This is a genomic window from Pseudomonas sp. LB3P14 (assembly GCF_054898045.1).
Genome location: NZ_CM142714.1, coordinates 1318398 through 1344011, shown reverse-complemented (window position 1 = coordinate 1344011; position 25614 = coordinate 1318398). Strand labels below are relative to the sequence as shown.

General features: G+C 61.4%; 19 protein-coding genes and 1 riboswitch. Of the genes, 3 read left to right on the top strand and 16 right to left on the bottom strand.

The window, feature by feature from the left end:
• Positions 1-122: 122 nt before the first annotated feature.
• From ACYZT5_RS06210 to ACYZT5_RS06135, 16 genes are all read right to left on the bottom strand, one after another.
• Positions 123-1487, bottom strand: coding sequence for an MFS transporter (locus tag ACYZT5_RS06210; protein ID WP_462052200.1), 1365 nt, complete (start codon positions 1485-1487; stop codon positions 123-125).
• 88 nt (positions 1488-1575) lie between these two features.
• Positions 1576-2784 carry an acyl-CoA dehydrogenase family protein gene (locus ACYZT5_RS06205; RefSeq protein WP_462050286.1) on the bottom strand — a complete coding sequence of 403 codons (1209 nt, stop codon included), beginning with the start codon at positions 2782-2784 and terminating at the stop codon, positions 1576-1578.
• Between the two features lie 26 nt (positions 2785-2810).
• A complete protein-coding gene (locus tag ACYZT5_RS06200; RefSeq protein WP_462050285.1) occupies positions 2811-4523 on the bottom strand; it encodes a dipeptide ABC transporter ATP-binding protein in 1713 nt (570 codons plus the stop codon).
• The gene (locus tag ACYZT5_RS06195) at positions 4520-5383 is read right to left on the bottom strand and encodes an ABC transporter permease (RefSeq protein ID WP_462050284.1); all 864 of its coding nucleotides are present in this window, start codon (positions 5381-5383) and stop codon (positions 4520-4522) included. The genes ACYZT5_RS06200 and ACYZT5_RS06195 overlap by 4 nt, the downstream gene beginning before the upstream one ends.
• Positions 5380-6372, bottom strand: a complete 993-nt coding sequence (locus tag ACYZT5_RS06190; protein WP_462050283.1) for an ABC transporter permease — start codon at positions 6370-6372, stop codon at positions 5380-5382. The genes ACYZT5_RS06195 and ACYZT5_RS06190 overlap by 4 nt, the downstream gene beginning before the upstream one ends.
• Entirely contained in the window at positions 6369-7985 is a 1617-nt protein-coding gene (locus ACYZT5_RS06185; RefSeq protein ID WP_462050282.1) for an ABC transporter substrate-binding protein, read from the bottom strand. The genes ACYZT5_RS06190 and ACYZT5_RS06185 overlap by 4 nt, the downstream gene beginning before the upstream one ends.
• A gap of 680 nt (positions 7986-8665) precedes the next feature.
• On the bottom strand, positions 8666-9148 hold the full coding sequence (locus ACYZT5_RS06180) for a hypothetical protein (protein ID WP_462050281.1): 483 nt from the start codon (positions 9146-9148) through the stop codon (positions 8666-8668).
• On the bottom strand, positions 9066-10769 hold the full coding sequence (locus tag ACYZT5_RS06175; RefSeq protein WP_462050280.1) for a dipeptide ABC transporter ATP-binding protein: 1704 nt from the start codon (positions 10767-10769) through the stop codon (positions 9066-9068). Before ACYZT5_RS06175 ends, ACYZT5_RS06180 begins: the two co-directional genes overlap by 83 nt.
• A complete protein-coding gene (locus tag ACYZT5_RS06170) occupies positions 10766-11641 on the bottom strand; it encodes an ABC transporter permease (protein ID WP_462050279.1) in 876 nt (291 codons plus the stop codon). Before ACYZT5_RS06170 ends, ACYZT5_RS06175 begins: the two co-directional genes overlap by 4 nt.
• 33 nt (positions 11642-11674) lie before the next feature.
• Positions 11675-12724 (bottom strand): NADP(H)-dependent aldo-keto reductase, encoded by a 1050-nt coding sequence (locus ACYZT5_RS06165; protein WP_462050278.1) that lies wholly within the window; start codon positions 12722-12724, stop codon positions 11675-11677.
• A gap of 43 nt (positions 12725-12767) precedes the next feature.
• A complete protein-coding gene (locus ACYZT5_RS06160) occupies positions 12768-14117 on the bottom strand; it encodes an LLM class flavin-dependent oxidoreductase (RefSeq protein ID WP_462050277.1) in 1350 nt (449 codons plus the stop codon).
• Positions 14114-15427 (bottom strand): acyl-CoA dehydrogenase family protein, encoded by a 1314-nt coding sequence (locus tag ACYZT5_RS06155; RefSeq protein ID WP_462050276.1) that lies wholly within the window; start codon positions 15425-15427, stop codon positions 14114-14116. Before ACYZT5_RS06155 ends, ACYZT5_RS06160 begins: the two co-directional genes overlap by 4 nt.
• A 25-nt stretch (positions 15428-15452) precedes the next feature.
• Positions 15453-16385, bottom strand: a complete 933-nt coding sequence (locus tag ACYZT5_RS06150; protein ID WP_462050275.1) for an ABC transporter permease — start codon at positions 16383-16385, stop codon at positions 15453-15455.
• Complete coding sequence (locus tag ACYZT5_RS06145) at positions 16382-18079, bottom strand: ABC transporter substrate-binding protein (RefSeq protein WP_462050274.1); 1698 nt, start codon at positions 18077-18079, stop codon at positions 16382-16384. Before ACYZT5_RS06145 ends, ACYZT5_RS06150 begins: the two co-directional genes overlap by 4 nt.
• Positions 18076-19770 carry an ABC transporter substrate-binding protein gene (locus ACYZT5_RS06140; RefSeq protein ID WP_462050273.1) on the bottom strand — a complete coding sequence of 565 codons (1695 nt, stop codon included), beginning with the start codon at positions 19768-19770 and terminating at the stop codon, positions 18076-18078. The genes ACYZT5_RS06145 and ACYZT5_RS06140 overlap by 4 nt, the downstream gene beginning before the upstream one ends.
• Before the next feature lie 76 nt (positions 19771-19846).
• Positions 19847-21970 (bottom strand): TonB-dependent receptor family protein, encoded by a 2124-nt coding sequence (locus ACYZT5_RS06135; protein WP_462052199.1) that lies wholly within the window; start codon positions 21968-21970, stop codon positions 19847-19849.
• Positions 21971-22425: 455 nt separating this feature from the next.
• Here ACYZT5_RS06135 and ACYZT5_RS06130 point away from each other — a divergent pair, with 455 nt between their 5' ends.
• From ACYZT5_RS06130 to ACYZT5_RS06120, 3 genes are all read left to right on the top strand, one after another.
• Positions 22426-23154 (top strand): class I SAM-dependent methyltransferase, encoded by a 729-nt coding sequence (locus ACYZT5_RS06130; protein ID WP_462050272.1) that lies wholly within the window; start codon positions 22426-22428, stop codon positions 23152-23154.
• A 60-nt stretch (positions 23155-23214) separates the two neighbouring features.
• A riboswitch (cobalamin riboswitch) is annotated at positions 23215-23410 on the top strand.
• 140 nt (positions 23411-23550) lie between these two features.
• Positions 23551-24564, top strand: coding sequence for an ABC transporter substrate-binding protein (locus ACYZT5_RS06125; RefSeq protein ID WP_462050271.1), 1014 nt, complete (start codon positions 23551-23553; stop codon positions 24562-24564).
• On the top strand, positions 24561-25577 hold the full coding sequence (locus ACYZT5_RS06120) for a FecCD family ABC transporter permease (protein WP_462050270.1): 1017 nt from the start codon (positions 24561-24563) through the stop codon (positions 25575-25577). Before ACYZT5_RS06125 ends, ACYZT5_RS06120 begins: the two co-directional genes overlap by 4 nt.
• Positions 25578-25614 lie beyond the last annotated feature (37 nt).

The following is a 25614-nucleotide window of genomic DNA, read 5'->3' as shown; positions in this document are numbered from 1 at the left end:
TTAAGAATGTTTTCCTGGATGGCGCCTGTGGCCGCGCAGCTTCCAGGCAAGAATGGGCGCAGCAGCCGCCCGTTTAAAAAATGTGCTTGAAGGTTCCTGCGTAGCGTTTGCCACGTCTGCGATCATCGGGCGCGCCCGGCATATACCGCTGCGCCCGCCTGCGGCGAAAGCTGTCTGAACATCAGCCCCGACAAGGCGCAAACCACTCCGCCCATCACGATGACCAATGCCACATCGCTTTCACCGACGCTGACATGGCCACGCAGTGACATGATCAGGCTCAACAAGGCCGCCGCGATGCCCACCGACAGGCTCATGGTCAGCTGGATGGTCATGGCCGACAGACTGCTGGCGCGGCTTGACTGCTCAGGCGGTACATCGGCGTAGGTCAAAGCGCCGAGGGTGCTGAACTGCAGCGAGCGAATGATGCCGCTGCCGAACAACACCAGGACAACGATCCAGTAGGGCGTCGAAATATCGAATGCCGCACAGGCGATGATCGTCATCCCGGTGAACAGTGCATTGGCGGTCAAGGTACGTCTGAAGCCGAACCGGCTGACAATCCGCACCGCCAGCAGCTTCATCAGGAAGGCGCCGGCACCGCCGGCGAAACTCAACAGGCCGGCCTCCAGCGGATTGAGGCCAAAACATAGCTGGAACAGCAGCACCAGCAGAAACGGCTGCGAAGCACTGCCGATTCGCATCAGGTTACCGCCCCAGAAACTGACGCCGAACGTGGGTATTTTCAGCAACGAAAGATCGATCAGCGGATGCGCGACTCGCCTGGAATGCCTGACATACAACCAGGCACAGAGCAAACCGACGGCGATCAACAGCAGCGCCCAATGCCGTTCCAGCAGACCGTGGCCGAACGCCTCGAAACCGAATACCAGACCGCCCAGGCCAACGCCGCTGAGTATCAGGCCCAGCACATCGAGCGGCCGCCCGCGTACACCGGGATAGTCGGGTATGTAGCGCAGGACCAGGACCAGACCCAGAATCCCGATGGGCACATTGATCAGAAAGATCCAGTGCCAGGACAACAGGGTGACGAGCAAACCGCCCAACGGCGGCCCCAGCACCGGGCCGATCAACGCCGGGATGGTCAGGTAGGACATGGCGCGCAACAGGTTTTCCCGGGCTGACCATCGAAGCAGGATCACCTGCCCCACCGGCACCATCATCGCCCCCGCAGCCCCCTGCGCCATGCGCGCCAGTGACAACTGCAAGAGCGAAGCCGAGCTGGCACAGGCCACCGACGCCAGGGTGAACAGCACGATGGCGCTGACAAACACCCGTCGCGGTCCGAACCGGTCTGCCGCCCAGCCACTGACCGGCACAAACAGCGCGACGGCCAACAGGTACAGCGACACGACCAGGTTCATGCGCACGCTGGGTTCGTCAAAATCCCGCGCCATTTGTGGCAGTGCCGTCAGCACGGCCGTGGCGTCGATCAGCTCCATGAACAGCGCACAACCGATGATCATCGGCACCCGGCGAAAGCTGCTCTCCTTGAGCTTCAATGCGCGGGCATCGGACGGACCGATGACCGCGCCCAGTTCAAGGTGGGTCATGTCAGAACAATCCGGAGGTCGGTGGCGGCGTGCCTTTGAGATGCCAGGCGCCCACCGCGGCGGCTTTCCAGTGCCGAGGATTGTGGTTGGCCACGGTGCGCGCGTTGCGCCAGTGCCGATCGAGGTTATGCGCACGCCCCGTGGTAGAGGCGCCGCCAACGTCGAACACCAGCTCGGCCGCCTTGAGCGCTGACTCCGCCGCAATGTATTGAGCCTGTGCGACATCGACCGCCGCCTGATCCACCGCTTGAGGATCGAGATCCGCCGCCCAGGCCCGGCCGATGGATTCAGCTGCGCGCAACACCACTGCTTCGGCGGTGAATGCACGGGCAGCGATGTCACCGACACTCAGCTCCACATACGGATCATCAACGGAACGCGTGGCCGTGCTGTGCTTGATCGGACGCGCATGGTCGTTGGCAAATACCACGGCATCATTCAGCGCGTTGCGCGCGATACCGGCCTGCACAGCCGCCAGAAACAACTGCAAAAACGGAGTGACGATGGTGCGTTTGCCCTCCTCCACGGTCCGGGTGCGAATTTCATCGGCCTTGACCACCACATCATGCAGGTGCGTGGTGCCGCTCGCCGTCAGCCGCTGCCCCATGGCGTCGAAATCATCCAGCAACTCCAGCCCTTGTCGATCACGCGGCAGGATGAAGGACACCGGCTGGTCGTTTTCGTCCAGGGCAACCGCACTGACCCAGTCGGCATACAAGGATCCGGTGCTGTAGTACTTGCTGCCGCTGGCACGATAATGCGCACCGTCGCGCACGATGCGCGCACTGATCGAACCGTTGGCACCCCCGACCTCCCAACCGGCGTTGCCCAGCACGGCGCCCTTCAAGTAGCGCTCGAACCAGCGCTCACGCTCGCCCTCCGCGCCCTCGGCGCGTGACGCCAACAGACCTTCGACGAACCCGAAGCCGGGGCGCAGCGCCTGGGCCACGTTGGAGTCCACCGACGCGATGCGAATCAACAAGGCAATCACGTCTTTGACTGAGCCTCCGGAACCGCCGTAGCGGCGTGGAATCCGGCAGGTAAAAAAGCTCGCCTGCGCAATCTGCGCCACGGCGTCGAAAGGCAGCTCACGATCACGTTCGCGTTGCGCGGCGCCGGTGGCGATGCGCGGCAACAACTCGTCTGCTTGGGCATTGAGTTGTTCGACCGTGATGACAGGTCGTTCAGGTACAGCGGACAACTGACTCATGACAATTCCTTGTGCAAGGTTCGAACTTAGATGGCGATTTTCCACAAGCGGGTTTCGTCAAACAGCAACACCGCGCTTTCCGGCTCTATCGGCGGTACCACCAGCGTGGCCCCTGCGCCGGGCAGACGTGGCACGGCGCCCAGCAAACGACGGGTGTATTCATGTTGCGGGTTCTGGAACAGCGTCTCGACCGCTGCGCTTTCCACGACCTTGCCGTGCCGCATCACCAGCACCTCGTCGCTGACGTGGCGGATGACCCCCAGGTCATGGGAGATGAACAGGTACGCCAGGCCCAGCTCGGCTTGCAGGTCCGCCAGCAGATCCAGCACCTGGGCCTGCACCGAGACGTCCAGCGCCGAGACGGGCTCGTCGCAGATGATGACTTTCGGATTGCTGGCAATCGCACGGGCGATCGCCACGCGTTGACGCTGTCCACCCGACAGCTGCAATGGTCGTCGTGTCGCCAGCTCGGCCGGCAGGCGCACCTGATGCAACAGTTGAGCGATGCGTGCCGGTTGTTGCTCGGCGGCGATACCGGCGACATCGAGTGCGTCGGCCAGCACCTGCCCGACGCTCCAGCGCGGATCGAAGGAGCTCAGCGGGTCCTGGTAGATGACACTGATATCGCGCCGATACACACGGCGCGCCTTCTCCTCGACCCGGCCGCTGCCGACACCCGCCCAGGCCCAGTCGAGGAATGTCACTTGACCCGCATCCGGTTCCAGCAAACCGAGGACGATCCGCGCGACGGTGGTCTTGCCCGAGCCGGATTCGCCGACGATGCCCAGGGTGCGTCCGGCCCGAAGTTCGAAGCTGACATCGTCGACCACTTGCCGCGATTGCTGGTCAGGCCCGACATAACGCTTGCCCAGCCGTGACGCCCTTAACAGCACAGGTGAATCGACGCCGGGACGGGGCTGCACCGCCCCCGTATTGCGCTCTGGCGACAGACGCGTGCCACGGACATGTTCCGCGGGCACCGCATCAAGCAGCGCACGGGTGTAGGCGTGACGCGGGTCGCGCAAGACCTGCTCCATCGGTCCTTGCTCCACCACCTCGCCATGACGCAGTACCAACACTTCATCCGCGAGTTGGGCCACCACCGCCAGGTCGTGGCTGATGATCAGCAGCGAATCACCACGGGCCTTGATGTCTTGCAGCACGTCGAGAATCTGCGCTTGTACCGTGGCATCCAGCGCCGTGGTGGGCTCATCGGCGATGACCAGGCCGGGGGTCAGCGCCAGCGCACTGGCGATCAGTGCGCGTTGACGAAGTCCGCCCGAGAGTTGATCGGGGCGTTGTCGAGCGCGCAGTTGCGGCTCGGGTACGCCGACCTTTTCCAACAGCTCGATGACCCGTTCTGCGCGCCTGCGACGATCACCCCAACGATGGGTCTCGAGGACCTCGAGAATTTCCTTGCCCACCGGGCGCAGCGGATCGAGAGATACCAGCGCATCCTGCAACACAAAACCGATGCCCTTGCCCCGCAACTCACGCCAGCCACGCTCGGACAGGCTCAACAAATCGTGCCCGTCATAACTCAGGGTGCGGGCCGTCACCTGCGCTCCGGCACCCGCCAGACCGATCAAACTGCGAGCGGTGACGCTTTTACCCGAGCCAGACTCACCCACCAGCGCCAGGGTCTTGCCCGGGTCCAGTACAAACGACAGATTGCGCACCACAGACTGGCCGTCGAACTCGATGGTCAGGTCTTCAACGATCAAACGTTTATCGCTCATGTCAGGCGGCCCTCCAGGCGTTGTTGCAGATAACGGCCGGCGACCGTGGTTGAAAGCGTGGTCAGAACGATGAACAGCCCTGGGAAGAACGTCAGCCACCAGGCATTGGCGATGAAGTCCCGGCCCATCGACAGCATCGTCCCCCACTCCGGCGCGGGTGGACGTGCGCCCAGTCCGAGAAAACTCAGGGCCGAGGCCCAGACAATCGCCTGGCCCACGCCCATCGTCAGGGTCACGATCAGCGGACGCATGGCGTTGGGTAAAAGCTGCCGGAGGATGATCCGCAACGGTGGATGCCCCAATGCCCTGGCGGCTTCGATGTAGCCCGCATTGCGCACCGCCAGCACCTGGCCGCGGACCATGCGTGCGTACCCCGGCGCCCCGCCCAAACCGGTGGCGACGATCAGCGGGCCGATGCCACTGCCGAAGATCGCAACGAACAGCAGCGCCAGAATCAGGCTGGGGAACGCAAACAGCACTTCCAGAAACCAGCCGACACCGCGGTCGATGCGCGCACCGCCCAATCCGCCCAGCAAACCCAGAACGATCGCGATACTCATGGCCAGTGCGGTGGCCGCCAAACCGATCAACAAAGACTGGCGAGTGCCGTAAATCACCCGAGAGAAAATGTCGCGTCCGGATTGATCGGTGCCGAACCAATGCGCCCAACCCGGCGCTTGAAACGCATCGTGTGGAACGATCGCCAGTGGATCGCTATGGGCGAATAGTTGCGGAAGCAGCGCCGCGACGATCAGAAACAGCAGGAACGAGACGGCCAACAGTGGCCCCGGCCGAACTTTCCGCGCCGTGCGCTGGACCCGAAGCGTGGCCAGCGGTGCCTCTAGAGTAAGTTCGCTCATGCCGGATTCCCCTTTTGGCGAGGGTCGATCCACAGGTACAGCAGATCGACAAGAATGTTGGCCAGCACATACCCGGCCGCGACCACCAGACTGATGCCGATGGTCAACGGCAGGTCCTGGGCCTGCACGGCCTGGAATAACTGGCGCCCCAAGCCCTTGCGGGAAAAGATCACTTCGATCACCACGGCGCCGCTGATCAGCGCCCCGATCGCCCAGCCCGACAGGGAAATCCCCGGCAGCACCGCATGGCGCAACGCATGTTTGAAGCGCACAGCAAAATCGCTAAGGCCTCGGGTTCGGGCGGTCAGCACGAATGGTTGATCAAGGGTCAATTCGAGTGATTCACGGGTCACTTGAGCGATGAAGCCCGCCAGCGGAATGGCCAGCGCCACCGAGGGCAGCACCAACGTTCGCCAGCCGTCGCTGCCGGCGGGCGGAAATAGCCGCAGCCCGAAGGCGAATACCGCCAACAGCAAAATCCCGAGCCAGAAGTGCGGTAACGCAGCGGCCAGGGTCTCTGCCAGCGAAGCCAGGCTGCCCACCCAGCGTCGACGACCCGCCGTCAGCACCGTCAGCGCCAACACCAGCACCCACGCCAGCACCAAGGAGGTGAAGGTCAGTTCCAGCGTCGGCCAGGACTGTTCGGCAAGTACCCTGGTCACGGGCAAATGCTGGGAATAGGAAATGCCCAGATCCCCCTGGACCAGCCGCCCCAGATACAACGTGTACTGCACGGCCAGCGGCTTGTCGAGGCCATACTCGCGGGTGGCCTCGGCGATGGTTTCCGCCGTCGGGTTGCCGCTCGGGCCACCGAGAATGGCCAGCACCGGATCGCCGGGCATCAACCGCAAGGCAAAGAAGGTCAGCGTGGCGACCGCCCACAGCACCAGAATGCCGCCGGCAAGACGCCACAGCGCGCGTTGCCCCAACTGTGCAAAACGCTCACGTTGCGGATTGGGTAGTTGATTGGAAAGTGTCGAGCTACTCATTTGTTCACCCATGCGTCATAGAGGTAAGTCACCGCCAACGAAGGGTCCAGGCGGACGCCCTGAGTGGTTTTGTAGATGCCCAGCCGCGTGCTCTGCGGGTAAGTGGTCAGTTGCAGGTATTGCTGCGAGGCCACTTGCTGGGCCTTGTAATAAAGGGCCCGGCGCTGCTCCGTATCCTGCGTTGTCAGTGCCTGCTGGATAATCCCGTCGAAGGCCGGCTCGCTGAACCCGGCGGTGTTCTGGTGATACCCCCCGACCCCGGCCGGGCGAATGAACTCGGAGCTGAAAATGATCCGCAGCACATCGGCGGTATTGGTGTTCCAGTAGCCCAGGCGAATGTCGTAATCCCAGTCCGCCTGACGCTTGGTCGCTTGCACATCGCTCATCTGTTCGACGATCAACTCAAAACCGGCCAGGCGGGTGGTGGCCTGAACCTGCTCCCACAGCGTGTATTCCGACGGTGGCGTGCGATTGCCCATGACCACGTGGACCTGCAAACGCTTGCCGTCCTTGGTCCGATAACCTTCGCTGTCGCGTTGCGTCCAGCCTGCTGCGTCAAGCAGTCGCGCCGCTTTGGCGGGATCGTAATCCTGAGCCTTCTGGAAGTCCGGGCTGTAGAAACGCGTCGCCGGGCTGAGTGGTCCGCCGGCACGGGGGAACTCGTTGAAGTAAACGCTTTTCAGCGCGCCCTCGATGTCGGCGCTACGCACGAACGCTTCACGCACGTTCAGGTCATTGAACGGCGCACGGGTGATGTTCAGCGTGCCGTTGGTGGGGTTGCCCGGACGCTGGGCGATGATCAATGTCAGGTCCGGATTGCGCCGGGCCGCTTCATGGGATTCCGGTGGCAATGTCTCGATCACGTCCACTTCGCCCGCCTGCAAAGAGGCAAACCGCACCGAAGGCTCCTGAATGAATTTCCAGACGATGCGTTCCAGCCATGCCGGTCCCTGATGTTTGGCCGTGGGTGGCGCCGAGTTGTAGTCAGGGTTGCGCACCAGTTCAACGTGGCTTTGGCGATCCCAGCGGACGACCTTGAAAGGCCCGGTTCCGACCGGGCTTTCACAGTTCACATCACGCGGCCGGAGCAGCGCCGTGGGTGACTCGATGCCGAGAAACCCCTGGGCCAAGACCTCCAGAAACGCCGCATAGGGCGTGGCCAGATGGACCACGGCCGTGGATTCATCGAGCACATCGGTGCTGCGGTATTGGCGGATGTAACCACCTGCCGTACTGGACTGAGTTTTTGGGTTGGCCATGTGATCGAGGTTGGCCTTGACCGCAGTGGCGTTGAACGGTGTGCCGTCCGTGAATCGAACGTCATCGCGAAGATGGAAGGTGTAGCTCAGACCGTCGGCGGAGACTTCCCAGCTTTTGGCCAACCATGGGCCTATCCGGCCCTCTGCGTCCATCGACACCAGCGAATCGAGATACTGTTGCGCGATAAACACTTGGGGCATGTCCCCTGCAACATGAGGATCCAGGCACGTTGGCTCGCGGTCCGTGGCGTAGACCAGCGTGCCGCCGCTGACCGGCTGATCGCTGCGCACGACGGTCGAGGTGTCCTGGCCGCAACCGGCCAACACGCCGCAGATCGCGGCGATTCCAATCATTGGAGTGTTCTTGAGCAGCGATCTGTTTCGCGTGCCGTGGGGGCGCAACTGCTGGGGGAGTTCTCGCATGGGTCCTGATATGCCTTGAGTCCGGGAACAAGGTCATTGCACAAGGCATGCCGGGTTTTTCAGCCAATAAAACCGGGGGATTTAGCGATTGAGCGAGAGTGACAAGGGAGCAAATTGTTCAGGGTGTGTTGACTGAGCAACAGTGGCGTTGGCTTGGGATTATCTGTGACTGTGCCGGCCCCTTCGCGAGCCGGCTCGCTCCCACATAGGATCTCGGTCGTACACAGGTTCCGTGTTCACTGAAGATCAAATGTGGGAGCGAGCCTGCTCGCGATGAGGCCCGCACATCCAGCATTGATATCGACTGATACATCGCCATCGCGAGCAGGCTCACTCCCACAGGTTTTGTGGTTAGCTTGAGGTTCGGGTTGTCATACCGAACAGTGTGAGAGCGAGCTTGCTCGCGAAGAGGCCCGCACATTCAACATTAATATCGACTGACACATCGCCATCGCGAGCAAGCTCGCTCCCACAGGTTTTGCGGCCGACTCAATGTTCAGGTTGTCACACCGAACAGTGTGGGAGCGAGCTTGCTCGCGATGAGACCCGCACATTCAGCATGGATATCGACTGATACATCGCCATCGCGAGCAGGCTCACTCCCACAGGTTTCAGGCCTGGCTCAAATGATGTTTGTCAGGACGTTGGATGCGCAAAACGCAGCGGGCTCGCCGGTGAGCGCAATGCCGCCGGATCACGATAACGGGCGCCGAAATGGTCGTTCGGCAGACGTGCCTGCCCGGCTCCGAACAGGCGCTCGCGCAGCGTCTCACCGTCGTGTAGGTCTCGCGAAAGCGCCCTCGCCGGCGCAGTTCCGGTGTCACCAGTTCGATGAAATCACGGGCGGTTTCAAAGGACAGGTACTGACGCAGGTTGATGCCATCAATGCCGTCCTCATCCAGCCATTTTTCGATTTCATCCGCGACCACACTTGGTGTGCCGGCGACAAAAAAGCGCTCGCGGTTAAACCCTCCAAACTGTGCCAATACCGTGCCCACGGTGAACTCCGGGTTAACCCGATGCACCCACAGGCCGTGCACGATATGGCTCACGCAATTCATTTCGAACAGATTGACGTGCAACCGCTTGCTCATCGATGAGCGCTCCTGAGTGTTCGAATTGAGGGATGGCATTCAACAAGGCGCGGGTGTACGGGTGGCGAGGCTGGTCGAACACCTGGCGCACCGGGCCCGACTCGACGATTTCGCCGTCTTTCATCACCAGCACGTGATCGCTGACACTGTTGATCACACCCAGATCATGGGAAATGAACAGGCACGCCAGACCCAGACGTTTTTTGAGATCGGCCAGCAGCTCGAGAATCTGCGCCTGCACCGAAACGTCCAGCGCCGAGACCGGTTCATCGCACACCAACACGTGCGGTTTCGGCGCCAACGCCCGGGCGATGGCGACACGCTGACGCTGGCCGCCAGACAACTCGATCGGTCGGCGTATCAGGAAGCTTTCGTCGAGCCGGACCAGCTTCAACAACGCAACGGCCCGTTCACGACGCGAGCCTTGGTCGGCATGGCTCGTCGCGTCCAGCGCTTCATACAGAACGCGCTCAACGGTGTAGCGCGGATCGAAGGAGCTCAGTGGGTCTTGAAACACCACTTGAATACGCTGACGCTCCTCGCGCCGCTGGCGACTGTCGAGGCTCGACCAGGCTCGGCCACGCAGCAGCACGTCGCCGCTGTCGGGTGTTTCCAGCCCCAGCAACAGGCGCGTCAGGGTGGTTTTGCCCGAACCGGATTCGCCGACGATGCCCAGGGTTTGCCCCGCGCGCAGCTCAAAGGAGGCTTGCGCCACGGCCGTGCGTACTTTGCCGTCCGGCCCTTTGAACGCCTTGCGCAGTTGTTGCGCCTGAACCACTAGCGGCCGGTCAGCGTCGATCGCCTGGGAGGGTTCACTGCGCCGCACATGAACCGAGCGTCCGGCCGCCAGCAGCGATTGCGTGTAGGGGTGCTGAGGATGGTGCAGCACCGCATTCACCGAGCCCTGCTCGACGATGACGCCGTTGTGCATCACCGCGATCCTGTCGGCCAGACGCGCCACCACGGCCAAGTCATGGCTTACCACCAGCATCGCCGTATCGCTGCGGCGCAAGGACTCGAGCAACCGCAGCACTTGATCCTGCACCGTGGCATCCAGCGCGGTGGTCGGTTCATCGGCAATCAACAGGTCCGGTGCGCAGGCAATCGCCGAGGCAATCAACGCCCGTTGGCGCAAACCGCCGGAGAGTTGGTGAGGGTATTGCCTGGCCCGCAACTCGGGTTCCGGAACGCCGACCGAGCGCAACAGCTCCAGCACCTTGAGCTGGCGTTGTTGTTTTGTCAGGTGCTCATGCAAGCGCAACGGCTCATCGATTTCATCGCCCACCCGCCGTAACGGATCGAGGGAACCCAAGGCGTCCTGCATGACGAAGCCAATGCGCGCTCCACGAATGCGTCGCCAGGCGCGTTCGTCGAACGTGCGCAGGTCCAGCCCGTCAAAGTGCAACCGCTGCGCCTGAATGCTTGCGCCCTGCCCGGTCAAACCGGCCAAGGTGCGCGACGTCACGCTTTTACCGGAACCTGATTCGCCCACCAGCGCCAGGCATTCGCCGCGATGAAGGGTGAAGGAAATGCCGCCGATCACCGGTTGTGCCTGACCGGCAAAGTGCACGCGCAGGTCCTGGACGTCGATCAGCGCGGGCCCCTTCTCGAACTGGCTCATGTGCGCTTTCCTTCGCTGCGACGCAACAGCTCACGCCCCAGCGCAGTGATGGAAATCACCGTCAAGGTCACCGCCAGACCCGGCCAGGCCACCAGCCACCAACCATTGGCGAGGTAGTTGCGCCCTGCAGACAGCATCGCGCCCCATTCGGGAGACGGCGGCGGCGCGCCAAAACCGAGAAAACTCAAGGCCGCCCCGGCGGTGATGTTGCCGCCGATGCCGATGGTGGCCAGGACCAGAATCGGTTTGACCGCGTTAGGCAACACGTGGCGAAAGATAACGGCCGTTCGGTGAATGCCCAGGGTAGTCGCCGCCTCGACGTAGGGAGCTGAGCGAACGACCAGCGTCTGGGCCCGCACCATCCGCGCAAAGCGTGGTACACCGGCCACACCGACCGCGACCACCGCGTTGAACAGTCCCTCGCCCCAGAACGTAATGATGACCAGGGCCAACAGCAGATCGGGAAAGGCCAACAGCACGTCCACCAGGCGCATGATCGTGGCGTCGACAAGTCGCGGCCCCAGCCCTGCCAACAGACCCAGGGCGACACCGAAAGCCAGCGCGATGGCGGTCGCCGCCAGCCCCATCAACAAGGAAGGTCGCACCCCATGAATCAGCCGTGTATACAGGTCGCGTCCGTTCTCGTCGGTGCCCAACCAGTGAGCGCCGCCAGGCGGGTGAAACGCCTGGCGTGCGCTGGCTTCCAGCGGATCGCCCGGTGCCAGCAGACCGGGCACCAGCGCGGCGATGATCAGCAGCATCAGAAATACCCCGGCCAGCAGCAATCCGGGGCGCAACCGCCACACTCGCGGCGCGGCCCCCAAGGCCAGCGCGGGCATGTTGCTCAATAAGGTCTTGTTCGCGACAGTCATCCTTTCTCTCCTTCTGGCCTTGGGCGCTCGACGCTAAGGCGCCGGGTTCGGAATGCGCGAGTGAATAGCGTTGATGCGCCCGAGCAATTCGGCGTCGAGTGTCAGCGCCAGGCTGTCGAGGTTTTCCTCGAGTTGATCGAGTCGCGTCGCACCGGACAGCACACTGCTGACAAACGGACGACTCGTGACGAAGGCCAGCGCCAGCTGTACCGGTGACAGGCCGTATTCCCGTGCCAGTTCCACATACGCGGTGACCGCGCGCGTAGCCTCTTCACCGTCGTAGCGAGAGAAACGTCGATAAATCGAGGCCAGTCGCGAGCCCTCAGGCAAGGCGCCATTAAGGTATTTGCCGCTGAGTACCCCAAAGGCGATGGGTGAGTACGCCAACAAGCCCACCTGCTCCCGGTGGCTGAACTCGGCCAGTCCCACCTCGAACTGGCGGTTGAGCAAGCTGTAAGGGTTCTGGATGCTGACAATGCGCGGCAGTCCAAGGCGCTCCGATTGTTTGATGAATTCAGCCGTGCCCCATGCGGTTTCGTTGGAGATGCCGATATGGCGAATCTTGCCCGCCGTCACCAGCTCGGCCAGTACCGAGAGCGTCTCCTCGATGGCGACGCTCTGCTCGCCTTCGACCCAAGGGTATTCGGCGCGCCCGAAGAAGTTGGTGCTACGGTCCGGCCAGTGCAATTGATAGAGGTCGATGTAATCGGTCTGCAACCGGTCGAGGCTGCCCTCCAGCGCAGCAATGATGTTCTTGCGGTCATGCCGGGTCTCACCGTTACGAATATGCGTCTGCTGGGCCGAGCGTGGCGGGCCGATGATTTTGCTGGTGAGGACGATGTCCTGACGACGCCCGGTTTTCGCCAGCCAGGAGCCAATGAAACGCTCGGTGCTGCCCCACGTATCGGCATGGGTCGGCGTCGGGTACATCTCGGCGGTGTCGACTAGATTCACACCGCGTGACAGCGCGTAATCGAGCTGTTGATGGGCATCGGCCTCGCTGTTCTGATGGCCCCAGGTCATGGTGCCGAGGCCGATCAGGCTGACGTCGATATCGGTTTTGCCTAGCTTGCGGTATTGCATGGTGATGATCCTTGGGCGTTGAAGCTGAACGTTGATGGGTTTCTCAGGCACTTTCGCGCTGAGCACGGTTGGCATAACGACTGGTCACCGTCGGCAAGCCCAGGTGGCCGCGCAAGGTGGTTGAGCTGTACTCGTGGCGGAACACGCCGCGCTTGCGCAGCAACGGCACAACTTCGTCAACGAAGATCTCGACGCCCGACGGGAACATGTCCGGCATGATGTTGAAGCCATCGGCAGCCCCGGCCAGAAACCAGTGCTCCAGGGTGTCGGCGACTTGTTCAGGGGTGCCGACGACCAGGCGGTGGCCGACGAGGATGCGCTGCGACAATTGCCGCACGCTGAGGTTTTCCCGACGGGCGAGATTGAGTTGGGCCTCAAGAAAGCCATGGGAACCGGCTTCGAAACTCTCCACCGGGCCAATGCGATGCCAAGGCAGCGGGCCATCCAGATCGAGTTCGCTGGCCGGGATACCAATACGCCGCGCCACCTGATCGATCAGGCCGCCATCGCCATTGAAACCATTGAGCTGGTCGAAGCGGGCCTGGGATTCCGCCTCGGTGCTGCCGATCACCGTTGACAGGCCCGGCATGATTTTCAGGTGTTGAGGATTGCGGCCCCACTGCCGGGCACGGTTTTTCATTTCCTGATAAAACGCGAGGCCGTCTTCAAGCGTGGTCTGGGTGGTGAAAATCGCATCGGCGTAGCGAGAGCCCAGGGCCTTGCCGCCCTCGGATGAACCGGCCTGCACCAGCACCGGATGCCCCTGAGGGCTGCGCGGCACATTGAGCGGACCCTTGACCGAAAAATGCTCGCCCACGTGATCGACCACATGCACCTTGGACGGGTCGGCAAAGCGCCCGCTGATGCGGTCACCGATGATCGCGTCGTCCTCCCAGCTGTCCCACAGTTTGCGCACCACGTCGACGAACTCATCGGCCCTGCCGTAGCGATCGACATGCAGCGGCGCGCCGCGCAAACCGAAGTTCTGCGCCGCGGCATCACCGGCATTGGTCACCACATTCCAGGCCGCACGGCCTCCGCTGAGGTAGTCCACCGAAGCAAGTCGCCGCGCCAGGTTGTAGGGATCGTTATAGGTGCTCGACGCGGTGGCGATCACGCCAATGTGCTGGGTCGCCAGCGCCACCGCCGTGAGCAATACGGTGGGCTCCAGTCGCCCGGCCGGCGAGCTGGAAACGTCCCCGGCCAGGGCCGGGCCGTCGGCGAGGAAGATCGCGTCCAATGTACCGCGCTCGGAAATACGCGCGATGTTGCGGTAGTAATCCACGTCGAGGTAAGCGTCAGCCGCGACCTCACCGACACGCCAGGCCGCCGAATGCGCGCCGAACCCGAGGATGTTCATGCCAATGCTCATTTGCTTTTGCGACGCGCTCATTGCGTTTGCTCCTCGGTGGTTTGGGGGGTGGTTGTCAGGGTGGCGTCGGCGTCTTTTTCGGCCTTGTCTTTGGCCAGTCGCTCGGCCCACGCCTCACTCGGTGTGACGTCGTTCAAGTAGAAATCGCCCAGCGCCCGCTCGCGCAAAATGGCCGGGTTGTGCGAAGACACGGTGCGGGCGTTGCGCCAGTGACGGTCAAGGTGACGCGGCGTGCTGGTGGCCGAAGCCCCGCCGACTTCAAACAGCAACGTGGTGGCTTGCAGCACCAGATCGATCGCGACTTGCTGGCCCTGATAGGCTTTGATCTCTGCCGCGGCGTAAAGCGCTGGGTCGGCGGTGCCCGCCTGATGGGCCTGCCAGACTTCCTCGACACCCGCCGACACTCGATCCACCACGGCTTCGGCGGCGAACGACAGGCTCGACAGGCGACCGACGACGCGCTGGACTAAGGGGTCCTGACGCGGGCTGGACTGCCCTGGCACACCGAAGGTCCGGGTGCGTGCCTTGACGAAGTCCACGGCGTCACGCAACGCGGCCCGGGAAATGCCCGCCAACGTTGCCAGATGCACCAGTTGGTAAAACGCCGTGATGTAGCTCTGACCCTGCCCTTCGGCCGTCTTGAAGCGACGAATTACCTGGTCGTCGCTGATCTGTACGTTGTCGAAGCGCGTGGTACCGCTGCCGGTCAGGCGTTGACCAAAACCGTCCCAGTCATCGAGGCGCGTCACGCCGGCGGCGGTGGTGGAAATCACCACGCTGACATGGTCGTCGCCATCGGAGGTGGAAGCGGCGATCCAGTCGGCGTACAGGGTGCCGGTGCAGTAATACTTCTCGCCGTCGACGCGCCAGTCATCACCGTCTTTTTTCAGGGTCACGCTGTTGCGGGTTTCGCCGGTGCGCTCGGCCATCGCCGCACCGAACAACTCCCCCGCCACCACCCTTGGAAACCAGCGCTGGCGTTGCTCGTCTTCGCTGTCATTGAGTCGGCCTTCGACGAAGCCGAAATGCGCTCGAAGGATTTGTGGCAGATTCGAATCGGCCTCGCCCAGCAACGTCAGCAACCGAAACAGCTGCGGCACCGTCGCCCCGATGCCGCCATACGCGCGCGGCACACGCAGGGCGCCGAACCCGGCAGCACGTAGCCAGCCGACGACCTCGTAAGGCAACTCGCGACGTTCTTCGCGCTGCAGCGCGCCTGCGGCGATTCGGTCGAACACTGGCTGAAAACGGATGAGCAGTTCATCGTCCGTGGGCACGCCACTGACGTCGTGCTGATCCTGATCCACGAGGGAAGCGTTGATTGCGTTCATGGGCGTTTCCTTGAATAACGAAGTTTCATGACTCGACCACGCGGGGGTCGAGAAAACTGTTCAACAGGTCGACAAGCAGGTTCACCAGGACGTAGATCAACGCCACCAGCAACGTGATGCCCAGTACCAGCGGGATATCCTTGTTGGTGGTGGCTTCGATCATCAGTCGTCCAAGGCCCTGACGGGCGAACAGGGTTTCGGTGATCACCGCGCCGCCGAGCAGGCTGGCGAAAATGAAACCGGACAGCGTCACCAGCGGAATCAGCGCATGGGGCAGCGCATGACGCAGACGCACACCGGCTTCCGACATCCCGCGTGCACGGGCCATGCTGATGAAGGGCAGCTCAAGCACATCCTCCAGTTCCTGACGCAGTACCTGCGTCAACACCGCCATGACCGGAAGCGCCAGCGTCAGCGTCGGCAGGACCATGGTCTTCCAGCCTTGGGAGCCGGCCGGCGGGAGCAGATGAAACTGAAAAGAGAAGATCAGCAGCAGGACGATGCCCAGCACAAAGCTCGGCACTGACGTCAGTACCAGTTCGGAACCGGACGACAGTGAACGGATCCAGCGCGCGCGATGCGCAGTCAGCAAAGCCAGGACCAACGCTGCCAGAACCGCCAGCACCGCGGCGCACGCAGCCAGTTGCAACGTGGCGCCGATTTGCTGGGAAATCGCCTTCACCACCGGGATTCGCAACCGGTACGAATTGCCAAGATCGCCCTCGGCCAGACGCCCGAGATAGCGTCCGTATTGCACGATCAAGGGTTGATCGAGGCCGTATTCGGCGCGCACTTGTGCCAGCACTTGAGGTGTCGGCAGTGCATCGGGACCACCTAGGATTGCGAGCGCGGTATCGCCAGCGGTGACATTGAGCGTTACGAAAGACAGGGTCGCCGCGCCCCATAGCACCAAGGCGCCGGCCAGCAGGCGCCAGACAATACGCTTGAGAATTTTCATTTCGACTCCTTGCTGTCGAGCCAGACGCAGGTAAAGAACGGCGTGTTATGGGACGTGTCGAACACCACGCCGTTGACCGAACGCCGATAGGCCAGCAACGTGTGGTTTTCGTACACCGGCACCGCCGGCACCAACTCGGTCAGCCGCTGCTGCGCCTGGCTGTAGAGGACGCGCAGGCGTTCGGGGTCGCGGGTGCGACGGGCATCGCTGAGCCATTGATCGAGCTGAGGGTCCTGCAAGCGCGAGGTGTTCTGCCCGGTGTAGCGCTCAGAGTTGATTTGCAGGCGGTGGTACAGGATGTACAAACCATCCGGTGTGTTGGTGTGCCAGTACCCCGATCCCAAGGCCTGATAGCGATTGGCATTGCGCCGATCGAGCAGTTGCGTGACCGGTAATTGAGCGATCTTCAACTCGAAGCCGACTTTCTTCAGATCCGATTGCACCGCCACCAGATCGATGCCCGGCGACAAGGCTGTTTCGGTGCTCAGCACTTCGGCGCTCAGTCGTTGCCCGGCGCGGGTGCGGTAACCCTCGGTATCGCGTCCGGTCCAGCCCGCCTCGTCCAGAAGCTGGTTGGCGTGATTCACGTCATAGCGCAGCACATTGGCGAATGCCGGGTCATAGTCCGGCGTGGTGGCTGACAGGTAGTCAGTCTTGGTCCGGTACTCCCCGAAGCCGACGATCTGTGCGATGCCTTCCCGGTCAATGGCGAGCGCCACCGCTTTTCTGACACGCACATCGTCGAACGGGGCCTGGCTGACATTGAAGGTCAACACGCGGGTCGGATTACCCAGGTTTACCCGGCTCTTGAGCACCAGATCAGGGTCGTTGCGGATCGAGCCGGCCGTCTGCGGCGGCGCATCGATAGTGAAGTCATATTGCCCGGCAGCCAGCGACGAGTAGCGGATCATTGCTTCAGGCACAAAGCTCAATTCGACCCCCTGCAAGTACGCCGGGCCCTGGTGCTGGATCAGTTCTGGTGCCCAGTGATAGTCGTCGCGACGAGTAAAACTCACGCCTTGCTGGCGCACGTAACGGGTGACCACGAACGGACCGCTGCCCACCGGGTGCTCGGCGAGGGCCGCTGGATTGTCGAGAATGGCCCGCGGCGACATCATGCCCAGCCAGGACTGCGCCAGCACGTTAAGGAACGGCGTGTAGGGTTCGCTCAGGTGCGCTTCGAAGGTGAATTCATCAATCACTTTGCCATCCACGTAAGGCGCGATATACGCCGTGGTCATCGCCGCTTTGGTCGCCGGATCGCGAATTCTCTTGAGGTTGACGCGCACCGCTTCGGCGTTGAACTTGACGCCATCACTGAAGGTGACATCGTCACGCAAGTGAAAGGTGTAGGTCTTGCCGTCAGCGGAAATGTCCCAGGATTTCGCCAGCCAGGGGGTTGCGTTGCCCTTCTCGTCCAGATACACGAGGTTGTCGAAGAGCATGCGTCCCAACCACTTGGGGTTGGTGCCTGTGATCAGGTGAACGTCAAGGCTGCCCATGTCGATGGCAGCCGTAACGCGCAACACCCCGCCCGCCTCGCCCACGCTCTGTTCGCGGTAATCGGCGGCCGGGTAGCTGACCGGTTGGCTGCTGTCGAGGTCAGCCGCTTTCTGCTGCTGATCTGCCGGGGAGCAACCGGCCAGCGCCGCCGCCACGCCCAGTAAAATCAGCGAGCCAAGGAGCGATCTCATGACGCCTTCCCCAACCAGACCGTGGTGAACACCGGCGTGTTGTGCGAGGTGTCGTAGACGATGCCTTTGACACGTTGCCGGTGAGCGCTCAGCGAATAGTTCTCGTAGAGTGGCACCGCTGGAACCAACTCGGTCAGACGTTGCTGGACCTTGCTGTAAAGACCTTGCAGTTGCCCAGGGTCAGTGGCGTGGCGCGCCTGGGCCAGCCAGTCATCCAGCTGCGCATCACGCAAGCGAGCGGTGTTTTGCCCGATACGTTGTGGCGAGATGATTTCGCCGCTGTGATAAAGAATGTACAGACCGTCAGGCGTGTTGGTGTGCCAGACGCCGGAGCCCACCGCCTGAAAAAGGTTGGCGCTACGCCGCTCGGCCAGTTGCAAAGGTGGCAACTGGGCAATGCGCAGCTCGAAGCCAAGTTTCTTGACGTCCGACTGAATGGCGACTGTGTCGGCCACCGGGCTGATGCCTTCGGCCAGCAACACCTCGGCACTTAAACGGTGACCGTCGCGCACCCGATAGCCTTGCGCATCACGCTGACTCCAGCCGGCCTCGTCCAGCAGACGGTTGGCGGTGGCGGGGTCATAAGTCAGTGCGCCGGCAAACGCGGGATCGTAGTAACGCGTGTTGGCGGCAAGAAAATCGCTCTTGGGTGTGTACTCGCCGAAACCACTCATCTGCACGATGCCTTCACGATCGACACCCAGCGCAAAGGCCCTGCGCACCCTGACATCGTCGAACGGCGGTTTGGAGGTATTGAAGGTGATGCCGCGATTGGGGTTTCCCTGCCTGATCCTTCTGTCCATGACCAGTTCCGGGTCATTGCGCATCGCCAGGGCATTCTGCGCGGGCGCATCGACGGTCAGGTCATACTGCCCGGCGACGAGTGAGGAGTAGCGGATCATCGCCTCGGGTACGAAATCGATCTGAATCCGATCCAGATACGCCGGCCCCTGGTGATTGATGAAGTCCGCTGCCCAATGGTAGTCATTGCGCCGCACCAGGCTGATGCCTTGCTGACGGGTGTAACGCTCGACGACGAAGGGGCCTGAACCGACAGGCGCTTCACTCAGCCTGCGCGGATTGTCGGTGATTGCCTTGGGCGACATCATGGCCAGCCACGACTGCGCCAACACGTTGAGAAAAGCCGTGTAGGGTTCGCGCAGGTGCGCTTCAAAGGTGAAATCGTCGATGACCTTGCCGTCGACGTAGGGCGCAATGTACGCCGCCGCCAGGGGTGACTGGGTGGCAGGCGCACGCATGTGTTCCAGATTGATCTGCAAGGCCTTGGCATCGAAGCGCGAGCCGTCGCTGAAGGTCACGTCGTCGCGCAAGTGAAAGGTGTACGTCAGCCCGTCGGGAGAGATATCCCAGGATTTGGCGAGCCAGGGCGTGATGTTGCCCTGCTCATCCAGATACACCAGGTTGTCGTAGAGCAAACGCCCCAGCCACTGTGAATTGGTGTGGGAAATGGCATGCAGGTCCAGCGATCCGGTGTCGGCCGCCACGGACACCCGAAGCGTGCCACCGGACTCGCCCGGCGACTGCTCACGGTAGTCTCGTGCACTGTCGATTTCAGCGATGCTCGTTTGACTGCCGGGCGCTTTTGCAGCGTCGTCCGCCGGTGAGCAGCCACCCAGCATCAATCCAAGGCAAAGCGCCGCCACTGCGCGGAAATACCATTGATTATTCACGCGTTCATTCCATCAAAAAGTTGGGCGCCAGCGCCTGGCAGTGGGCGACCAGGTGGCTGCGCATCTGGGGTGTCAATCAGTTGAAGCGATAACTCACGCCACCGTAGATGCCGAAGCCGTCACTCGGATAAGAGCGTGCACGGTCAACGCCGCCATCGTCGTACGTCGGGCTGACGACCGTCGTGTAGTGGCGGTCGGTCAGGTTGCGTAGATCCAGATAGGTCGCCCAGGATTTCTTGGGCGAGTTCCATCCAATGGTCGCGCCGAAGACGTGATACGGCCTGGTGTAGAAGGAGTTGGCGTAGTCCACCGACATTTTCGAACCGATCTGCGTGTTGACCCCCACGTAAACACCATTGGCAAAGTCGTATTGCAGCTCGCCCTGGTAGTAATGTTTAGGAATGCCCGGCAATTCGTTGGCGTTGAACTTGTCGTCGTTGACGAAGTGGAAATCGCTGTAGGTATAAGCCTGGCGCAAGGTCAGCTTGTTGATATCGCTGCCCTGCCATAGCGTTGATTCGAGGCCGGCTTCCACGCCTTGGTGAATCGTCGCGCTGCCATTGGATTCAGCCGTGATCGCCGCCGTGGTAGTGGTCGCCGGTACGATTTCAACCGAGAGCAACTCATGGTTAACCCTGGAGTAGTAGTAACTCAGGCTCCAGACGTTATTGTCGAACTTGCCCCGTGTCCCCAGCTCAAAAGTGGTTGCCGTCTGATTGACCAGGTCCAGGCCTGCACGGGCGAGACCTCTGGCGGGCCCGCTGGTGAAGCTCGGCGGCGCGGTGAGGATCTGCCAGTCGCTTGGCGGCTCGACCGAACGGCTGATGTTGCCGTACACCTGAAAGTTCGGAGTGAAGTCGTAGCGCAGACCAATACGAGGTGCATAGTCCCAGTCATTCTTTTCAAAGCGATCGTTGGTAACCGGGTACTCCACTTCGGTTTCGCGCTTGGTGTAGATCATCGACAGACCCGTGGTGAGCCACAGGTCGTTGACCAGCTCTGTGTCATTACTGACATGGAAGACGTTATCCATGCCTTCGTAGCTCGCCTCACGGATCAGTGTGCCGACCGGTAACCCCGCCGTGGCGCCTGCCGGAATCCTCACATAGGTCTTCTGGAAGCCCTCACCCGGCAAATGCTTGGTCGACAGCAACCCGACGCGGGTCGTACTGGCATGGCCGAAAATTTCGTCGTCGCGCACGTACTGCACCGAAGCGGAAACATCCCTGTAACCCCATTTCGCGCGGTTCACCCCACCTCTGATGTCGATTGGGTAGTCGTGATACACCGCACCCAGTTCCAGCCGGGAATTGTCGTCCAGATGGATCGTGGTCTTGTTGGCGACCCAGGTCGAACCCGGCTGCTTGCGCGAAGCGTCCTGTGCAAGGTTGGTGGCATTGGCTCGACGTGGGTGATGCGCAATTTCATCGCGCGTCAGTAAGCCACCCGTGTCGTTATCGGTTTCGCGATAACGCAGGTAAAAGCGCGTTTCGATATTGGGATTAAATTTGTAGCCGAAGTTACCGGCGAAGCCCTTGCTCGATCCGTTCGTATGGTCCTGATAACCGTCCTGTTCCGAGTCCGTCAGGCTGAAGTAGTAATCGAAATCACCGAGCACCTGGCCTGACGCAATCTGACGCTTCTGATAGCCATAGCTGCCCGCCTCATAACGCACTTCCAGGGGCGCCGCGTCATAACCTGTTTTGGTGACATAGTTGACCGCGCCGCCCAGCGTCAGCGAGCCGTAATCGAAGCCGTTGGCGCCCCGCAGAATATCGGTGCGCGACAGTCCCAGCGGCTCGAACAACTCATAGGGCGTACCGCCAGGGCCACTGACCGGCAGCCCGTCGAACATTAAATACACACCGGAACGGAAGTAATTGACGCCCTTGTTGATGCCCGAGCCGCGGATGGACAGTTTGATCCCGTCAGCGCCGCCGACTGACTGAGCGTAAACACCCGGCTGGTAAGCCAACACATCCTGGTTGGTCGCGACGCGGCGTTTTTCCACGGTCGCGGAATCCACCTGCGCGGTACCGCCAGGGACTTCGTTGAGCACCTGCCTGGCCTGTTCTTTTTCGCTCAGCTGCTGACCCTGCACGACCACAGTAGCCAGACGTTTTGAATCAGCAGGCGCTGTATTTTCCTCACTTTCGCCCGTTGACGCGGCCCACACGCCCTGATGCGTCCCCAGCAACATAAGGCTCATGCTTAATGCACTAAATACACCCCGATGATTTTTGGGTCTTACGCTTGCGTAAGTTTGCCCCTTTACACGCAAAGATACTTCCAAAGCTCGACTCCCTTACTATGAATACGGGCGAGGCTTATTGATTTTTATATTCCTCAAGGGCGTCATTGCACACGCTATGCCAAACTTAATATTCGTTTTATTTCAATGACTTATTATTTTTAGTCGACAGAATTAAGTGTGATTCTGACGGCACTGTGTTCAGGTGATGTCTTCCAGGCAACAGTGAACACTTACTTATAATCAATGGGCCGTAAAAATGAACATCTGGTTATGAATAGTTGCGCACGGGCTTATAACGCTTTCCATGAAGGTCAAGCGATTCACACGCTTGCTCTAACCTGTCGCCTGCTCGTAGACTTTTTTACTTGAAGCCGACATGCACATACCCAGCGAGATCATCAGTGACCCAGAATATCTACGACAGCCCTGAGTTCTTCGACGGATACAGCCAACTGCCCCGCTCGCTCCAAGGACTGGCCGGTGCCCCGGAGTGGCCGGCGTTGAGATCGTTACTGCCGCAAATGTCCGGCCAGAAGGTCGTGGACCTGGGTTGCGGTTATGGCTGGTTTTGTCGATGGGCCGCCGACCAGGGCGCCGATCGCGTGCTGGGGCTGGATGTCTCGGAAAAGATGCTGGAGCGCGCTGTCGCCACCACACACGACTCACGGGTGATTTATAAGCGGGCCGACCTGGAGGGGCTCGAACTTGCCAAATCCGGTTTCACCCTGGCCTACAGCTCACTCGCGTTTCATTACATCAGTGACTTGGCAGGGCTATTGCGCAACGTACATGACGCACTGGTACCCGGTGCAAGGCTGGTGTTTTCCATTGAGCATCCCATCTATATGGCGTCACGCCGACCGGACTGGATCATAGACGCGCAAGGGCGCAAGTCATGGCCGGTAGACAGTTATCAGGTGGAAGGTCCCCGGTTGACGAACTGGCTCAGCGATGGCGTCGTCAAACAGCATCGAACGCTGGGCACGCTACTGAATCTGCTGATCCAGACCGGATTCACCCTCGATCACGTGAACGAATGGGGGCCGACCGAAGACGATCTTGCTGATCGCCCTGCACTTTCTGATGAAATCGAGCGACCCATGATGCTGATCGTGGCGGCCAGCCGTTGAGCGTCTGAACTGGTTGAATCCACGGCCAAAAGCGCTCAGTGGTGATATTCGGCATGATCGACTACCATGCCGGCCGCCGGTTTCCAAATGGGATTAATAGGGAATCCGAGATGCCTGACACGGCATCAAACGGAACTGCCCCCGCAACTGTAGGTGCTGAGCCTGCTCCTGAACTGCCACTGGGATCACTCCCGGGAAGGCTGGAGCCTGGCGACGACGCATCAGTCAGGAGACCTGCCGGCCAAGCAAATCACTAACCGGCGGGGTGTCCGGGAAGGACATCCTTGCGCCGGGCGTCACCTGAGTGACCGGCACTTCACTGCTTTATTGGCAGCGTTCGATGATGTGTTTCCAGTCCGTACCCCTGCTCTTGTACGGTCACATGGAGATTGCGTCATGCTGCTGTCCCGCCTTGCCACCCTCGTCACCGCCCTGGGTCTGTCCACCCTCGCCCATGCGGCCCCGACCCACTATCCCCTGACTGTCGAGAACTGTGGCAGCACGCTGACCTTTCAGCAGGCACCCAGCCGTGCCGTGACCATCGGCCAGGCGGGCACTGAAATGCTTTACGCCATGGGCCTTGGCAACAAGCTGGTCGGCACTTCGCTGTGGTTCAACGATGTGCTGACCAAGTACAAAACCGAGAACGACATGATCGAACGCCTGGCCGATAACGAGCCGAGTTTCGAGGCGGTGATCGGCAAGCGTCCACAGCTGGTGGCAGTGGAACTGGAGTGGATGATCGGCCCGCAAGGCGTGGTCGGTACTCGCGACCAGTTTCATGAACTGAAGATCCCGACCTACCTGATGCCCTCCGACTGCGAAGCCAAGGACAACCTGGTCGGTGCCGACGGCACACGGCTAGAGGCGTTTCGCATCAACAGCCTCTACAAAAGCATCAGCCAATTGGCTGAAATCTTCGATGTGCAGGAACGTGGCCAGCAGCTGAACGCCCAACTCAAGGCCAGCCTGGCCAAGTCCATTGCCACCGTACAGAACAAGGACCTGAAGCACACCAGTGCGCTGCTCTGGTTCTCCAGCGCCAGTCTGGATATCGACCCCTATGTCGCCGGGCACAAGGGCATCCCCGACTTCATGTTGAACACATTGGGTGTGCGCAACGTGGTGGAGTCCGATGAAGAATGGCCAACCGTCGGCTGGGAAACCATCGCCAAGGCCAACCCGACCTTCCTGGTCATCGCACGCATGGATCGCCGTCGCTTCCCGGCTGACGACTATCAAAAGAAACTGGAATTCCTGCGCAGCGACCCGGTGACCCGCAACATGGACGCCGTGAAAAACAACCGCATCATCATCCTCGACGCCATGGCCATGCAGGCCAGCGTGAGAATGTTCGACGGTCTTGAAACCCTGGCATCAGCCATCAACGGCTACGACCTGCCGAAATGACCGGGACGCTGATTCGTACGCTGCTGGCATTGCTGACACTGCTGTTGGCCGTGATTGCCGGTGTGGCCATCGGTGAAACGAGCATCGAACCGAGCGTGGTGTTCCAGGTGCTGGCCAACAAACTGTGGACGGCTGGTTATGTCCTCGACCCCATAGACGAAGGCATCGTCTGGAATTACCGCCTGACCCGCGCGCTGGTGGCAGCGGCCTGCGGTGCGGGCCTGGCCACCTGCGGGGTGATCCTGCAATCGCTGTTGCGCAACCCGCTGGCCGATCCTTATCTGCTCGGCATTTCCGCCGGCGCCTCGACGGGCGCTGTAATGGTGGCATTGCTGGGCCTCGGGGCGGGCCTGGTTTCGCTGTCGGTCGGGGCGTTTGCCGGCGCCGTTGCTGCCTTCGCCGTGGTTGTTTTGCTGGCCCGCGCCAGCGGTTCATCTGGCGGTACCGGGCAGATCATCCTGGCGGGGATTGCCGGGTCGCAGTTGTTCAATGCGCTCACGGCGTTTCTGATCACCAAGTCGGCCAGTTCCGAACAGGCCCGCGGCATCATGTTCTGGTTGCTCGGCAATCTCAGCGGTGTGCGCTGGCCGTCGGTGTGGCTGTCGGTGCCCGTGGCATTGACCGGTCTCGCGGTGTGCCTGTGGCACCGTCGGGCGCTGGATGCCTTCACCTTTGGCGCCGACTCAGCCGCCTCGCTCGGCATTCCGGTACGCCGAGTGCAATTTCTGCTGATTAGCTGCGCCGCACTGGTGACGGCAGTGATGGTGTCGATTGTCGGCTCCATCGGTTTCGTCGGACTGGTCATCCCCCATGCCGTGCGACTGCTGCTGGGCACCCGGCATGCGCGTCTGCTGCCGGCGAGTGCGCTGGGTGGTGCAGTGTTTCTGATCGCCGCCGATGTCCTCTCCCGGACGCTGATCAAAGGCCAGGTGATCCCGGTCGGCGTCATCACTGCACTGGTTGGAGCGCCGGTGTTCGCGTTGATCCTGATCGGTCGGAGGAATGCCCGATGAATGCTGCCTCGCCTGTTATCGGCGACTCCGTACTACA